The sequence below is a fragment of the Pseudactinotalea suaedae genome (assembly GCF_009733815.1).
GTDB classification, from domain to species: Bacteria; Actinomycetota; Actinomycetes; order Actinomycetales; family Beutenbergiaceae; genus Pseudactinotalea; species Pseudactinotalea suaedae.
In genome coordinates, this window is record NZ_WNXY01000002.1 from 348,024 (window position 1) to 362,594 (window position 14,571).

General features: G+C 66.5%; 11 protein-coding genes and 1 pseudogene. 8 read left to right on the plus strand and 4 right to left on the minus strand.

Going from position 1 to position 14,571, the window contains the following annotated elements; genetic code table 11:
- Positions 1 to 294 precede the first annotated feature (294 nt).
- Together GPA04_RS05005 and GPA04_RS21620 are read left to right on the plus strand one after the other, a co-directional pair.
- Positions 295 to 1,487, plus strand: a protein-coding gene (locus tag GPA04_RS05005; protein WP_436277902.1) for an IS3 family transposase whose coding sequence is annotated in 2 segments (ribosomal slippage) — positions 295 to 579 and positions 582 to 1,487 — 1,191 coding nt in all. Because the reading frame shifts where the segments join, the coding sequence is not laid out codon by codon here.
- A gap of 274 nt (positions 1,488 to 1,761) precedes the next feature.
- Positions 1,762 to 1,905, plus strand: a pseudogene (locus GPA04_RS21620) (hypothetical protein); the annotation flags it as partial.
- Positions 1,906 to 1,989: 84 nt separating this feature from the next.
- Here GPA04_RS21620 and GPA04_RS05010 read toward each other — a convergent pair.
- The 4 genes from GPA04_RS05010 to GPA04_RS05025 are packed head-to-tail and all read right to left on the minus strand — an operon-like array spanning position 1,990 to position 4,803.
- Complete coding sequence (locus GPA04_RS05010; RefSeq protein WP_156222962.1) at positions 1,990 to 2,940, minus strand: aldo/keto reductase; 951 nt, start codon at positions 2,938 to 2,940, stop codon at positions 1,990 to 1,992.
- Positions 2,937 to 3,263, minus strand: coding sequence for an L-rhamnose mutarotase (locus GPA04_RS05015; protein WP_156222963.1), 327 nt, complete (start codon positions 3,261 to 3,263; stop codon positions 2,937 to 2,939). Before GPA04_RS05015 ends, GPA04_RS05010 begins: the two co-directional genes overlap by 4 nt.
- Before the next feature lie 14 nt (positions 3,264 to 3,277).
- The gene (locus GPA04_RS05020) at positions 3,278 to 3,913 is read right to left on the minus strand and encodes a GntR family transcriptional regulator (RefSeq protein ID WP_162458521.1); all 636 of its coding nucleotides are present in this window, start codon (positions 3,911 to 3,913) and stop codon (positions 3,278 to 3,280) included.
- Positions 3,914 to 3,954: 41 nt separating this feature from the next.
- Positions 3,955 to 4,803, minus strand: coding sequence for an amidohydrolase family protein (locus GPA04_RS05025; protein WP_162458522.1), 849 nt, complete (start codon positions 4,801 to 4,803; stop codon positions 3,955 to 3,957).
- A 151-nt stretch (positions 4,804 to 4,954) separates the two neighbouring features.
- Between GPA04_RS05025 and GPA04_RS05030 the strand changes: the two genes are divergently transcribed.
- The 6 genes from GPA04_RS05030 (at position 4,955) to GPA04_RS05055 (ending at position 13,708) form a co-directional block, all read left to right on the plus strand.
- Positions 4,955 to 6,244: an alpha-hydroxy acid oxidase gene (locus GPA04_RS05030; RefSeq protein WP_156222966.1), complete on the plus strand. Its 1,290-nt coding sequence runs from the start codon at positions 4,955 to 4,957 to the stop codon at positions 6,242 to 6,244.
- Positions 6,237 to 7,997 (plus strand): extracellular solute-binding protein, encoded by a 1,761-nt coding sequence (locus GPA04_RS05035; RefSeq protein ID WP_156222967.1) that lies wholly within the window; start codon positions 6,237 to 6,239, stop codon positions 7,995 to 7,997. Before GPA04_RS05030 ends, GPA04_RS05035 begins: the two co-directional genes overlap by 8 nt.
- Before the next feature lie 4 nt (positions 7,998 to 8,001).
- Positions 8,002 to 8,925, plus strand: a complete 924-nt coding sequence (locus tag GPA04_RS05040; protein ID WP_206674117.1) for a carbohydrate ABC transporter permease — start codon at positions 8,002 to 8,004, stop codon at positions 8,923 to 8,925.
- Positions 8,926 to 9,071: 146 nt separating this feature from the next.
- Positions 9,072 to 9,905 (plus strand): ABC transporter permease, encoded by an 834-nt coding sequence (locus GPA04_RS05045; RefSeq protein ID WP_241680615.1) that lies wholly within the window; start codon positions 9,072 to 9,074, stop codon positions 9,903 to 9,905.
- A 52-nt stretch (positions 9,906 to 9,957) separates the two neighbouring features.
- Positions 9,958 to 11,253 (plus strand): alpha-L-fucosidase, encoded by a 1,296-nt coding sequence (locus tag GPA04_RS05050; protein ID WP_156222969.1) that lies wholly within the window; start codon positions 9,958 to 9,960, stop codon positions 11,251 to 11,253.
- Positions 11,254 to 11,461: 208 nt separating this feature from the next.
- On the plus strand, positions 11,462 to 13,708 hold the full coding sequence (locus GPA04_RS05055; protein ID WP_156222970.1) for a glycosyl hydrolase family 95 catalytic domain-containing protein: 2,247 nt from the start codon (positions 11,462 to 11,464) through the stop codon (positions 13,706 to 13,708).
- Positions 13,709 to 14,571 lie beyond the last annotated feature (863 nt).

Genomic DNA, 14,571 nt, shown 5'->3' on the forward strand with positions numbered 1-14,571 from the left:
GCGAGAACTGAAGGCCGCGCCGTCATGACACAGGGCCGGTCTCGTCGATCAGCCACGTGCTTGTGAGTTCAGGGACTTCGCCGTCCTCGCTCCGCTGCGGCGGCTCCTCGAATTACCGGCCTGCTCAACGCCAGAGGGACCAGGACGAAAAATGTCCTGGTCCCTCTGACCTTGTGGAGCTAAGGGGAATCGACTCGCAATCGCCTGCACCTGCAGTGATGCCTGGGTCTGCTGCACGGATAGGTGACACCTGATCTGCCTAGCCCACGGGGTTGGGCTGGAAGGATGATCGCTGTGACCAAGCCGTATCCCAAGGAGTTCCGCGACGACGTCGTGCGGGTGGCCAGGAACCGTGAGCCCGGTGTCGGGCTGGAGCAGATCGCGAAGGACTTCGGGGTCCACTTCACGACTCTGTATGACTGGATGAAGAAGGCCGACATCGCCGACGGTGAGCGCCCGGGCACCACCGAGATCCAGTCCGCTGAGCTGCGTGAAGCGAAGCGTCGGATCAAGACCCTCGAGCAAGAGGTCGAGGTGCTGCGCCGTGCTGCGGCGTACTTCTCTCAGGCGCATCTGCCGGGAAAATGAGCTACCCGCTCGTCCGTGACCTTGCCGATGACGGGATCCCCGTGACGGTGACGTGCCGGGTGCTCAAGATCGCCCGTCAGCCCTACTACCGTTGGCTCGCCAACCCGGTCACGACCGCAGAGCTCGACCAGGCATATCGCGCCAACGCTCTCCTCGACGCCCACCGCGACGACCCCGAGTTCGGGTACCGGTTCCTGGTCGATGAGGCCCGCGACGCCGGCATGCCGATGGCAGAGCGGACCGCGTGGAGGATCTGCCGAGACAACGGCTGGTGGTCAGCGTTCGGCAAGAAGCGCGGCAAGAACGGCAAGAAGCCCGGACCGCCCGTCCACGACGACCTGTGGGCGGTGGTCGACGACAATGGCCGGACCCGGCACGCCTTCACGGCATCCGCGCCGAACGAGCTCTGGATCGGCGATATCACCGAGCACTGGACGGGCGAGGGAAAGCTCTATGTCTGCGCGTTCAAAGACGTCTTCTCCAACCGGATCGTGGGCTACTCCATCGACTCCCGGATGACGTCCCGACTCGCGGTCACCGCGCTGAACAACGCCGCTGCCAGGCGCGGTGACGTCTCTGGGTGCGTCGTTCACACCGATAGAGGGTCCCAATTTCGAAGCAGGAGATTCGTCCACGCCCTGAACCGCCACAGCATGGTCGGATCCATGGGCCGAGTCGGTGCAGCCGGCCACAATGCCGCCATGGAGAGCTTCTTCAGCCTGCTCCAGAAGAACGTCCTCAACCGCAGAATCTGGGCAACCCGGGAAGATCTCAGGATTGCCGTCGTGACCTGGATCGAGAGGACCTACCACCGGCGACGCAGACAGGACGCACTCGGCAGGTTGACGCCCATCGAGTACGAGACCATCATGACCACGCCAGCCAGTCAGGCTGCGTGACTAACCACTGTCACCCGTTCGTGCAGCAGACCCAGACGATCCGGGTCCGCCTGCCGTCCACTGCGTGCGGCAGCTCGGCGGTGTCAACGGCTCGATGTGGTCGGCCGTTGTCAAAGAGCGGAGCGCGGGGGTAGAGCGATCGTGGAGAGCGCGCTCACCGTCCCCCGCGTGGCGTGAAGCCGCTTGTGCAGCTCCTACCCGTGCAGGGCGCCTCCTGCAACTGACCGAGGATGGCCAACTCGAGCACGGTGCCGCGACCCGGTCAGGTAGACGCCCGTTCCGCGAGATCACGCGGCCGGTACTGGAGTACGTGCGGTCGCTGCGGCGCTCCTCGCCGTGTGACCCGGGGATGCCCGAGTACGTCGTGGGTCACTGGTGGGGGCAGCTGTTGCACAATCAGTGCGCCTTGCGAGCCAAGCCCCTCGGTCGCGGCGCGCCCACCGACACCGGAGTCGCACTCATCGAACGCGAGCGCGGGCAGCGCGCCGCCCTCCGTCCGCGATCAGCGCGCGGGGGCCAGCGCAGGCCACACCGAGGCGCCCAGAGGCGAGCGGGCAAGGGCGATGTTGCGCCGGACTTGAGCCGAGCTATCTGCGCCGAAGACCACGGACGCCACAGCAGCGTGTTGCAGCGGGAACTGCAGCGCGGCCGCCGGCAGCGCCACACCGAGATTCAGGCAGTTGTTCGCGAGCCGGACAGCCTGGTGAAGGACGTCCTCGGGCACGCCGGCATACTCGTATCGGGAGAGCTCGTCGGGCTGCTCCGATGCCAAGATCCCCGAGTTGAACGGGGCAGCCGCGATCACGGCGATCCCGCGCTCGAGGCACAGCGGCAGCAAGACGTCCTCGGCTTCCCGCTCCAGCAACGTGTACCGCCCTCCGAGCATGAGCACGTCCACGTCGTGGTGCTTGGCCACATGGATGAGGCCGGCGAGCGTCCGGGCGCCGACGCCGATCCTCTGCGCGACGCCCTCGGCGGTGAGCGCCCGCATAGCTGGAAGCGCCGTCCGCAGCGACTGCTCGAGATCGTGCTCGTCCGGGTCGTGCAGCAGCAGGGTGTCGACTGCGTCCAAGCCCAATCTCGACAGCGAGCTCTCGACGCTGCGCAGCACTCCGGACCTGCTCGGATCCCACCGTCGCCGGTGGCTGGCGGGGACATCGAACTGCTGGTCGTCCCGGCGGCCGATCGTCTCAGGTGAGGGCTCGAGCACCCGCCCGACCTTCGTCGAGATCTGGGCCTGGGAGGCGTCGACCTCGCGCAGGAAGTCGCCGAGGCGCCGTTCAGAGAGTCCGAGGCCGTAGTGCGGAGCCGAGTCGTAGTAGCGCACGCCCGCATCCCAGGCTGCGCGGAAGAGCTCTCGTACCTGCTCGTCGCTGCGGTGGCGGTAGAGATTCCCCGCCGCTGCCGTACCGAGCCCGAACCTCGGGTAGGGAGATATCGGTGCCGGGCTCATCGCGAGACCTGCTCCGCGAGATCCCACACGAGCGGCAGGCCCGCACCGGCGTCGGAATAAGTGAATTCGACGTCCAGCAGCTCCGCCATGCGTTCCTGCCACACGAGATTGGCGGGGTGGTGAGCAAGCTGTTCCTGGAGGTGCTGGAAGTCATCGACGTCCACGACGTGGAAGAGATCGAGGCCATCACGCCAGATCCGCCACGAACGGACACCGGCGCCGCTGATCGCCGCGGCGAGCTCGGCGGGAATGGTGCGATGGACCTCCTCGTAGACGGCTTCCATGCCGGGCTTGAGTCTGGTGCGGAGCGCGATCGAGCGCATGGGGTCCTCTCGGGCTAGGTGTCCAGCCAGGGTCGGATGCGGTTGGCGGTGGCACGGATGTGGGAGATGAGTGCGTCCTGCGCGCCCTTGGGATCGCCTTGCCTGAGAGCGGCCACGATGGCCTCGTGCTCCCGGATGGCGCTGTTGCCCTGCTTGGCCTCGTACCGCAGGCGGAACGTGCGCACGTGCGGGTGGGTGCGCTGGAAGGCGGTCGTGAGCGCCTGGTTGCCGGCGATCTGCAGCAGACGCATGTGGAACCGCACATCGTGCTCCTGCAGTCGCCGGAACGACTCGTAGTCGTCGCCGTCGAGGGGGCGCGGCACCGTGTCGAGCTCGGCCTGAAGGGCTTCGATGTCCGCCTTGGTGGCGCGCAGCGCAGCGGTGGAGACGGCCCATCCTTCGACAACCTCGCGGAACTGGCACAGGTCGTCAAACTCTGCGGCCGAGAGCTGTTCGGTGGCGAAGTAGCCCCGCATGCTCTCCTTGAGGACCAGGCCGTCGGCCTCGAGCCGAGCAAGCGCTTCACGGATCGGCGTCGACGAGACACCGAGCTCGCGTACCAGCGCATCGATGCTGATCTTCGATCCAGGCCGGATCTGCTGGTCCATGATCAGTGCCATGAGCCTGTCGTAGACAGAGTCGACCAGCATCTGCCTGCTGAGCTGACCTACGGGCGTCGTGGAGCGATCGTTCATAGTTCCCCCTCGTGGATGTCGAGCCCATACCACTCCAGCACCGAGCCCGACCACATTCTCGACCGCTCGGCCGCGCTCCAGGACCTGATCCACTCGTCGACGTCTGCCACGACCTCGCCGTAGTCACCCCCGATCAGCGAGACCGGCCAGTCCGAGCCCCACATGAGGCGGTCGGCACCGTACAGATCGGCCACGGTCTCGACGAAGTCCCGAGCGTGCTGGTCGAATCCGGGCGACGATCGCAGTCCGGAGACCTTGACGGCGACGTTCTCCGCAGTGGCAAGCGCCGTGACGCCGTCCCGCCACGACACGGCCGCTGCGAGAGGTCGGCGCAGGTCAGGTTTTCCGAGGTGGTCGACCACGAACCGGGTCATCGGATACCGCCGGCACAGCTGAAGGGCAGCAGCCAGGTTCCCGGGATGGACCAGCAGGTCGACGGTCAGTCCGAGCCGGCCGGCGGCCTGCGCGGCGGCGCCAGCGGGGCGTGACGCGAGCCAGTCGAGATCGGTGAGGTACTCGGCCTGCAGCCGGATGCCAACAAGAGGCACGCCCTCCATCTCCAGAAGGGCAGATAGCTGGCGCTCCGGCGGCAGAGTCGGCTCCAACCAGCCGACGACGCCCGCGACGACGGTCGATGCCGCTGCCTGGGCGAGCAGGTATGGGGTCTCGGCCGCGTCGGGAACCGTTTGCACAAGGACGGCGCGCTCGACACCGTGCGGTGTGGCTGCGGCCCGCCAGTCGTCGAGCCAGAAGTCGGTTTCGAGGGTGGGGCGATGTGCTGCCGGGATCCACGTCTGTGGCCAGTCGCGGTGCCGCCAGATGTGGTGGTGCGAATCAATCCGCATCCCATACTCCTTTCCGTGTTTCGTACACGATACGCGATGCACCCTTTGGCTGTCACGGGTCGGAATCGTTGCACTGAGGGACGCGCAGTTGTCTACTTGCGTGATTGTCGTGCATCGTGCACGATACGTGGCGAACCCACGAGGGAGTGTGATGACCGAGTCACGGTGGCGGCAGCGAGCGGCGCTCATGCGCCCGGCGCCGATCAGGTTGTCGGCGCAGCGCAGGCTTGAGCGTGCCCTGACGATCGCGGAGCTGCGCTCCCTCGCGAGCAAGCGCGTGCCGCGTGCCGTGTTCGACTACGTCGACGGAGGTGCGGACGCGGAGATCACGCTGCGCCACAACCGGCACGTCCTCGATCAGGTGACGTTCGCTCCGACGGTTCTTGCCGACGTCGCGACACCCAAGATGTCGGTCTCGGCGCTCGGCATGACGAGCGAGCTGCCCTTCGCCCTTGCCCCGACTGGATTCTCGCGGCTCATGCACCATGCTGGCGAGGTGGCCGTCGCCCAAGCGGCTGCGCGTGCCGGGATCCCGTACGCCCTGGCCACGATGGGCACCACCTCGCCCGAGGATCTGGTCTCCGAGGTCCCGAGCGGACGCAAGTGGTTCCAACTTTATATCTGGAAGGACCGGGAGGCGACCAAGCAGCTCGTTCAGCGCGCAGCAGCGGCTGGCTATGAGGCCCTGATCGTCACGGTCGACTCCGCTGTGACAGGTCAACGGTTGCGAGATGTGCGCAACGGGTTGGCGATCCCACCGGGGGTCACCGCACGCACGGTCCTCGATGCTGCGCGGCACCCGAACTGGTGGCTCGCCTTCCTGACCAAGGAACCGCTCCGGTTCGCCTCGCTCGGCCGTTGGGACGCGCCCCTGGCTGAGCTCGGGAACCTGCTCTACGACGCGACCGTCACCGTCGAGGACATCGCCTGGATCCGGGCCCTGTGGAAGGGACCCCTCGTGATCAAGGGCGTGTCGTCGGCGCGTGATGCGGCACGAGTCGCAGCCGTGGGCCCGGACGCGATCGTGTTGTCGAACCATGGCGGTCGCCAGCTGGACCAGCTCCCGCATCCGTACGACTTCATCGACGATGCGCGAGCGCAGTTGCCCGCTGGTGTCGAGCTGTGGGTTGACAGCGGGTTCTCGACCGGCGCCGACATCATCAGCGCCTACGCCCGTGGCGCAGACCTGGTGCTGGTCGGACGTGCGTACCTGTACGGACTCATGGCCGGAGGCCTAATCGGCGTGGAGCGAGCCATCGCGATCCTCGCCGACGAGGCCAGGCGCACCCTGCAGCTCCTGGGATGCGCCTCGGTACGAGACGTCACCGCCGCTCACGTCCGCCGCGGAATCCCGGAGCGACCCGCGATCCCCGAACCTCTCCCGTCAGCCTCCGCTGCCTCACCCGAAGCAGCGCCACTCAGAAGGGACCATCATGAATGACCGCAAGTTCTCAGGGCGTCGCCTGAACCGACGTCAGCTGCTCATGCTCGGAGCCGGAGCCGTGGGTGCAACGGCGTTGGCGTCGTGCTCGGGCGGCGGCTCTTCCACGGCGCCCACCGGCGGCGCGACCGGCATCCCGGGCGTCGACCCCCTACAGCTCGCTGCCGAGCTGCCAGGTGTGCGCTATCCCGAGAACTATGTCGGCCCGAAGCTGCGGGACGTCCAGCCGTTCCATGACGGTTCCAAGACCTTCAAGGTGGTCGTCCAGCGTGATGCCCAGGTGATCGGCGACTGGAACACGAACGCCTTCAGTCGTTGGCTGGAGGAGAAGACCGGCATGAAGGTCGAGTACGAAGCGGTGCTGGTTCGTGACGCCAACGGTGGCCTCGACATGACCCGCATCAACGCGATGATCGCCTCCGGCGACATGCCGGACGCGTTCCTGAACATCCCGTTCACCAACGACCAGATCTCGCTCTACGGGAGCCAGGGAGCATTCGTCGCCGTCGACGACCTCATCGAGACCTACGCCCCCCAGATGCGCGAGGCGCTGGAGAACTATCCGCAGCGCAAACGCGTCGTCACCGCGCGGGACGGCCGGATGTACCAGTTCCGCGGCATCAATGACTGCTACCACTGCCACGTCATGCCCGGCAGGATCTGGGTGAACCAGCGCTACCTCGACGCCGTTGGAGCCGAGATTCCTACGACGACCGACGAGTTCCGCGAGATGCTGCGGCTGCTCAAGGAGAACGACCCCACCCCCGGCAAGAACATCATCCCGTTGGCCGCCGGCACCCAGCCGGTCGACACCTGGATCATGAACGCCTTCCTGTACAACCCCGGCGGCACGGCCTCAGGCGGTTGGATGCGGGTCAACGACGGCGCGGTCGAGTTCGTCGCTGACCTCCCAGAGTGGCGAGAAGGTCTGCGCTTCATGCGCTCGCTGACCGAGGACGGCACCATCGGGCGAGAGCTGTTCACCACCACGGGTGACGACTTCCTGAAGGCCGGGAACCAGGGCAGGCTCGGCGTCGCACGGGCCCTGTTCTGGGGCCAGTTCATCGACATCGACTACTCCGAGGGCGCGGCGTGGCGCGACTACGTCTCGATCCCGCCGCTCAAGGGTCCGGACGGCATCCAGTTTACGCCCTGGGACTACTACCTCTCGAACACGGCGATGCCCCCACTCGTCATCACGAGCGCCTGCGAGAACCCTGAGCTGCTCGTGCAGTGGGGTGACGCGATGATGAGCCTGGAGGGGACCACGGCAGCGTTCTCAGGCATTCAGGGTGAGAACTGGGGCTGGGCGGACGAGACCATGACCGGCTTCGACGGCCGGCAGGCCGTCTGGTACCAGGACGCCTGGCCGCCGCCGGAGGGCACAGGGTGGTCGCAGCAGTCGCCGATGTACCGCAGTCACGACTACCTGATCGGGCTCGCGGCGACAGCCGAACGGCCTACCTTCGAGAGCGACCTTTACCAGGCGACTCTCGAGTACGAGCCCTGCGCGCCGCCCATCGAGTCGGTGCTTCAACCGGTGCTGTTCGACGAGGCGGGTGCAGCCGAGCAGGCGCAGATCGCTGCGTCGGTGCACTCGCACGTGACACAGAGCTTCGCCAAGTTCACCACCGGCGAGCTCGACATCAACGACGACGGGGCGTGGCAGGGGTACGTCGAACAGTTCGAGGCGATGGGCATGACCCGCTACCTCGAGCTGTACCAGGCCGCGTACGACGAGCAGGCAGGCTGACGCGGTGGCACGGCGCGGACACTCGCCGGGCGCCGCCCGACGCATGAAGGAAACTGCCGGCGACCGCGCCGTGCACACCGTCACGATTGCGATCCTGGCGTTCTTCAGCCTCTCGGTCGCCTACCCGCTCATCTACGTTCTCAGCTCCTCTTTCAGCAGCGCTGACGCGATCAACAGCGGTGCCGTCCGTCTTCTCCCGGTCGACGCCAACGTCGACGCGTACCAGACGATCCTCGACTCCTCGTTCCTCATGGTCGGCCTGCGGAACTCCATCCTGTACGCGGTGGGAGGCGCGCTGCTCGGGACGGCGCTTACGTTGCTCGCGGGCTACGCGCTCTCACGTGCAGACCTGCCGTTTCGCCGATTCCTCACCTTCTTCTTCCTCATTCCCACGCTGCTGACGGCAGGCATCATTCCCACCTACATGGTCGTCCGGCAGCTCGGGCTGCTCGATACGCCCTGGGCTGTGATCCTCCCGGGCGCGATGAGCGTGTTCAACATGATCATCACCCGCACCTTCTATCAGATCACGGTCCCCCGGGAACTCCTCGAGGCGGCGAGGATGGATGGGGCGAACGACCTTCAGTTCTTCGTTCGGATGGCGCTTCCGCTCAGCAAGTCGATCATCGCGGTGAACATGCTCTTCTACGGGATCGCGCAATGGAACGGCTGGTTCAACGCCTTCCTCTATCTCTCCGATCCGGCCCTGCACCCGTTGCAGCTCGTGCTGCGCGAGATCCTCGCCCAGAGCTCGGTCGATCCTTCACAGCTCGGTGGCGGTGACGTCACCGAGATCATTCGACGCAAAGAGCTCTTCGATCGGCTCAAGTACGCCGTCATCGTGGTGGCGATGATTCCGCCGCTGCTCGTCTATCCGCTCGTCCAGCGGCACTTCGTCAAGGGTGCCCTCATCGGATCTCTGAAGTAGGAGACATGACCACTACCTCTGGCCCAGCTCGCTCAGAGCTGTCGCAGCCGCTCTCGCCTGCGCGTATGCGCCGGAAGGCGTCATGGGCTGGGATCCGCCGGTCCTGGCAGCTGTATCTGCTGCTCCTGCCCCCGTTTGCTTACGCCGTGACGTTCCTGTATGGGCCGCTCTTCGGGCTGCAGATCGCCTTCAAGGACTTCAGCGTCGTCCGCGGGATCCTGGGCTCGCCCTGGGTCGGCTTCGACCACGTCGTGCGTTTCCTGCAGTCCTATGAGTTCTGGAACGTCCTCAAGAACACGGTGTTGCTGAGTGCGTACGAACTGCTGGCGCTGTTCCCGCTGCCGATCGTGCTCGCGCTGATGCTGAACACGGTGCGGTGGCGGCGCTACCGGAAGGCGGTGCAGTTGATCACCTATGCCCCGCACTTCATCTCGACGGTGGTCGTGGTGGGCATCATCATCATGCTCTTCTCGACAACCGGTGGCGTCGTCAACGACCTCATCGAGCTGGCCGGTGGCCAGCGGATCGACTTCCTGGCCACCGGGACATGGCGCCACACCTACGTCTGGTCCGGGGCGTGGCAGACGCTCGGCTTCTCGGCGATCATCTACCTTGCGGCACTGTCCTCGGTCGACCCCGAGCTCTACGAGGCGGCGCGAGTAGACGGCGCCGGAGTTCTGCGACGCATCTGGTACATCGACATACCCACGATCATGCCGGTGATGGTCACCCTGCTGATTCTCAACATGGGGTCGGTGCTCAGCGTGGGATTCGAGAAGGTGCTGCTGATGCAGAACCCGCTGAATCTGTCCGTCTCCGAAGTGATCGACACCTATGCCTACCGCGTCGCCTTCATGTCCTCGATCCCGCAGTTCTCCTACGCCTCAGCGGTCGGGTTGTTCAAGTCGGTGATCGGGCTGGGCATGCTCCTGCTCGCCAACTGGCTCGCTCGCCGCGTCGCCAAGGAAAGTCTCTTCTAAGTCCGCAGCACCGACCCCCTCCTCACCCCTTTCTCGAAATGGAGTCTTTGTCATGTCTACCAACGACCACACGGCGTGGTTCACGCACGACCGCTTCGGAATGTTCATCCACTGGGGCATGTTCGCGGCCGGTGCTCGCGAGCTGTTCATCATGTCGACGGAGAAGTACACCAACGAGGAGTACGAGCGTTACATGCCGTACTTCGATCCCGATCTGTACGACCCCGCCGAGTGGGCTCGACTCGCCAAGCAGGCCGGCATGAAGTACGCCGTGCTCATCACGAAGCATCATGACGGCTTCTGCATGTGGGACACGCAGGAGAGCGAGTTCAAGATCACCAACACGCCGTACGGTCGAGATATCACCCAAGAGTTCGTCGACGCATTCAGGGCCGAAGGCATCCGGGTCGGCTTCTACTACTCGATCATCGACTGGCACCACCCCGACTTCACGATCGACCACCGGCACCCGCTGCGCGACCTGGACAACGCCGACGAGCTCAACAACGGCCGCGACATGGAGCGCTATCGCGAGTACATGCGTGCCCAGGTCCGCGAGCTGTTGACTGACTACGGTCCCATCGACTACCTGTTCTACGACTACTCCTACCCGGAGCGCAGCTACCGCAACTTCCCCGGCAAGGGCAGGGATGACTGGGGGGCGGAAGAACTGATGCAGCTGACCCGTGAGCTGCAGCCCCAGATCATCATCAACGACCGTCTGGACATCCCCGGCGACCTTGTCACCCCCGAGCAGTACCAGCCGTCGGGGGCCATGACCCGTGACGGTGAGCCCGTCGTCTGGGAGGCATGCCAGACACTGAACGGCAGCTGGGGCTACGACCGTGACAACAGGGACTGGAAGTCGCCCGACCTGCTCGTCAAGATGCTCATTGACGGGGTCGCCAAGGATGGCAACCTCATCCTCAACGTGGGCCCGACGGCCCGAGGTGAGATCGAGCCCTACGCTGTCGCGGCGCTGACGGAGGTCGGTGCTTGGATGCGACGGCACGGGCGAGCGATCTACGGCGCTGGTCCGGCAGCGATCGAGCCGCCGGCGGACGGCCGCTTCACCCAGCGCGGTGACCGGCTCTACCTCCACCTGTACAGCTGGCCGTACAAGCACATCTACCTGCCGGATCTCGCCGGCAAGGTGACCTACGCCCAGCTCCTGCACGACGCCTCGGAGATCCCGCTCAGCGAGGCCCCGACGCAGGGCTGGGGCACGCTCAAGCCGTCTCCGCCGTCCCGCAACCCGATCGCGATCTCGGGCACGCTGGCACTCACTTTGCCCACGGTCCGCCCCGATGTGCTGGTGCCGGTGATCGAGCTCTTCCTCGCGCCCTGATCCTGCACTCCCTCGGCACGGGCGAGACGAGGAGGTTCCCGCGGGCTCGCCACCAGCGAGCCTGCGGGCGCCCCTGGTCAAGCCCGCCCACATCCTTGGCATGGACTCGCTCTGCTTTCCAGACGAGCCGGTCATCGGTGTCCTTGACGGGTGGCCGACCGTCAGACCTCTTCGACCCGCTAATACCGACTCAGGAGACGACACGACGATGGCCGAGAGTTCAGACCTCACCTGGACGTTCCCGTTGCCGCGCACGCACACCGGTGCGCTGCTCGGGAACGGCAGACAGGGCTTGATGGTGTGGGGCGAGGACACACTGCACCTCACCGTGAGCCGGGCAGGGTTTTGGGACCGTCGCGGTGGCAACGCGTTCTCGGCGCGGACCACCTACTCCGAGCTCCGGTCGATGCTGGAGGAGGGGGACGAGGAGCGACTGTGGGAGACGTTCCGTGCCCCCGGTGCGACCGCCGGACCCGGGTGGACGCCCCAGACCCTCGACGAGCCGACCCGCGAGAGCGGTCCGGCCCCCGGCCTCGACCTGGGGACCGGGCCCACGCAGATCGGCGGCGGCCGCATCGAGGTCCGATTCGCCGAGGGCTGGCGACCAGCGACAGCCCACCTTCGTGACTCGCGCCTGACAGTGTCGTTGTCACGGCCCGACGGGGCGCAAGCGCAGGTCGTCCTCACGCAGTCGATGGACCACGAGCTGGCGTGGCTCGACTACGACACCGAGCAGCTCGGTGCCGTCGAGGTCACGGTGCTCTCGGTGTTCGACGTGATCCCTGAGCAGCTGGCGGCCCGTGGCATCGAACCGCCCGAACGGCTCACTGATGTCGTCGGCTTCGTGCAACGGCTGCCAGAGGACGAGGCGCTCGCGGTGGTCCTACGGGCGGTCGAGGGCCGCATCGTGCTGGCGACGGCGCTCGACTCGGACCCCGCCCCACCTGCCAGGGCGCTGCTCGATCTCGATCTGGAACGGGAACTGAGGGCGGCGAGCTCCTGGTGGGCGCACTATCGATCCGGCGTTCCGTCGGTGCGGGTTCCAGATCCTGACCTGCAGCACGCCTGGGACTACGGGCTGCAGAAGCTCCCCGGGCTCACCCATCCCGACGGCGTGGCAGCCGGACTGCAGGGTCCCTGGTTCGAGGAGTACCAGCTGCTGCCCTGGAGCGCGGACTACCACTTCAACATCAATGTCCAGATGACCTACTGGCCGTGCATGCCGGTAGGCGCCTTCGCGCACCTGCAGCCCCTGTGGGACATGCTCCGGAGCTGGTTTGATGACCTGGGGCGGATCGGAGCCGAGTTCTTCGGCGCCGACGATGCCTTCCTGATGCCGCACGCCGTCGACGACACGCTGCAGGTCATCGGATCGTTCTGGACTGGCATGATCGATCAGGGCTGTGTGGCCTGGATGGCGCAGATGGCGTGGCAGCAGTTCCGATACACAGGCGACGAGGACCACCTGCGCTCGGTCGCCTGGCCGCTCCTGCGGGGCGCGTTCGGCGGCTACTGGGCGATGCTGGAGAGCGGACCGCACGGCGGTCTGGAGCTGCCGGTCAGCGTCAGTCCCGAGTACGACGGCGCCGCGCTCTATGCCTGGGGTCGCAACGCCAGCTTTCAGTTGGCTGCGTTGCACTTCGTGACGGCTGCTCTTGGGGAGGCGGTCGATGTCCTCGATGAGGCTGTCGACCCGCGCTGGGCCCGCGTCGCCAAGGAGGTCCCCCGATACACGAGGGCCGACGCGGCGGCGCCGGAGCGGATCGCGCTCTGGCACGGACAGGACCTCGATCGCAGTCACCGCCACCACTCGCACCTGGCGGGAGTCCATCCCTTCGGGACGCTGGACCCCTCGGGCGAGGACCGCGCCGTCGTCTCGGCCACGCTCCGCCGCTGGGTCGAGATGGGCACCGGAGAGTGGTGCGGCTGGTCCTACCCGTGGGCCGCGATCATCGCCGCGCGCTGTGGCCAGGTCGACGCGGCTGTGGCCTACCTGCACTGGTGGCGCGAGGTGTTCACCAACATCGGGGACGGCACCCTCATCTCGGCGGACTTCGTCGGCACCTGCCTTCACGACCGCGCCCACCCGATGGGATTCAAGGGGGGCGTGGAGGACGAGGTCATGCAGATCGAGGCCGGGATGGGGGCGATGGCCGCAGTCTGCGAGTTGCTGGTCCAGCAACGCCCCAACGGGCTCTACGTGCTCCCCGGGATCCCGCGAGGTTGGCGCGAGGCGGACTTCGACGGGATCTGGACCGAGGGCGGCTTCCGCATCGGCGCCACGCTATCCGGTGGGGCGATCACCCAGATTCGCGTGATCGCAACGCGCGCCGAGCAGCTGCGGCTGCACACCGGCTGGCACTTGGTCCATGTCGACGGCGTCGCCGTCGCCGGTGGGGTCGTCGACCGGAAACTCTCGAGAGGGGAGGCGCTGGTCCTGACGCCGACGACGTAGCGCTCGGCGTAGCCGCGCCGCTCGATGTCCTCACGCACTCCCGGATGCGTCTCGCAGCGAGGATCGTGTGAAGGTTGACCGCGTGCGCGGTGAGGTCGGCTCGTGGGCTGCGCATCTTGGATGGACCGAGATCCTGACCAGCCGGTAGTAGTTGTCCGCTGCCTGAGCTAAGCCGTCCCGCCGTCCGCGTTGGTAGACCATCTTCTGCCTATGCACCCGATGGTGAGCCGGCCGAAGCGCATTCGCTACTGACGGACGATGTCACGGCTCGTGTCCTCCCGGTACCCGGACTGCGAGTCGCACCCACCCCCTACTTCGAACGCACCAAGCCCGCGCTCCAGACATTGCTCGAACGCTCGGGAATTGCCCACCCCATCAGCACACGCATCCACGAGTCCGGGGTGCCGCTGCGTCGGTAGCTGATGCCGTGTACCTGCAATGTGCGGTACGCCGCACATCTACCGGCCAAGAGCGCGCAGAGACCGCGCCCCCGCGCACCGGTCGGCGTCACAGAGGGTGGGCACCTCCGCCAGCAGCCGCGTGCGGAGTCGGAGGTGCACCTGCATGTCGGTATCCCGCCACACCAGGCGGCCGACGTAGTGTCCTTGACCCGGGCAGCCCGCTCCTGTTGCGTCTTCCAGGACGGCGACTCCTGAGAGGAGGGGTGAGTCCACCACCACGAACCTGCACGTAGTCATCGAGGCCACCGACGCCGGTACCGCGCTGGACGTCATCGCCGTCCTCGAGGGTGACGCGTCCCGCCAACGGCTCGGAGACGACGGTGTCGAGCTGCCAGCTCCGACGACGAGCACGAGGTCCGGTGGGTGCTCACCGACCAAGACCATTGGTCCCAGGTCATCGCG

Coding starts and splice junctions, on each gene's coding strand:
- GPA04_RS05010 (WP_156222962.1), bottom strand. CDS start 2,940: ATGAGCCCGGCACCGATATCTCCCTACCCGAGGTTCGGGCTCGGTACG.
- GPA04_RS05030 (WP_156222966.1), top strand. CDS start 4,955: ATGACCGAGTCACGGTGGCGGCAGCGAGCGGCGCTCATGCGCCCGGCG.
- GPA04_RS05020 (WP_162458521.1), bottom strand. CDS start 3,913: ATGCTGGTCGACTCTGTCTACGACAGGCTCATGGCACTGATCATGGAC.
- GPA04_RS05055 (WP_156222970.1), top strand. CDS start 11,462: ATGGCCGAGAGTTCAGACCTCACCTGGACGTTCCCGTTGCCGCGCACG.
- GPA04_RS05050 (WP_156222969.1), top strand. CDS start 9,958: ATGTCTACCAACGACCACACGGCGTGGTTCACGCACGACCGCTTCGGA.
- GPA04_RS05025 (WP_162458522.1), bottom strand. CDS start 4,803: ATGCGGATTGATTCGCACCACCACATCTGGCGGCACCGCGACTGGCCA.
- GPA04_RS05035 (WP_156222967.1), top strand. CDS start 6,237: ATGAATGACCGCAAGTTCTCAGGGCGTCGCCTGAACCGACGTCAGCTG.
- GPA04_RS05015 (WP_156222963.1), bottom strand. CDS start 3,263: ATGCGCTCGATCGCGCTCCGCACCAGACTCAAGCCCGGCATGGAAGCC.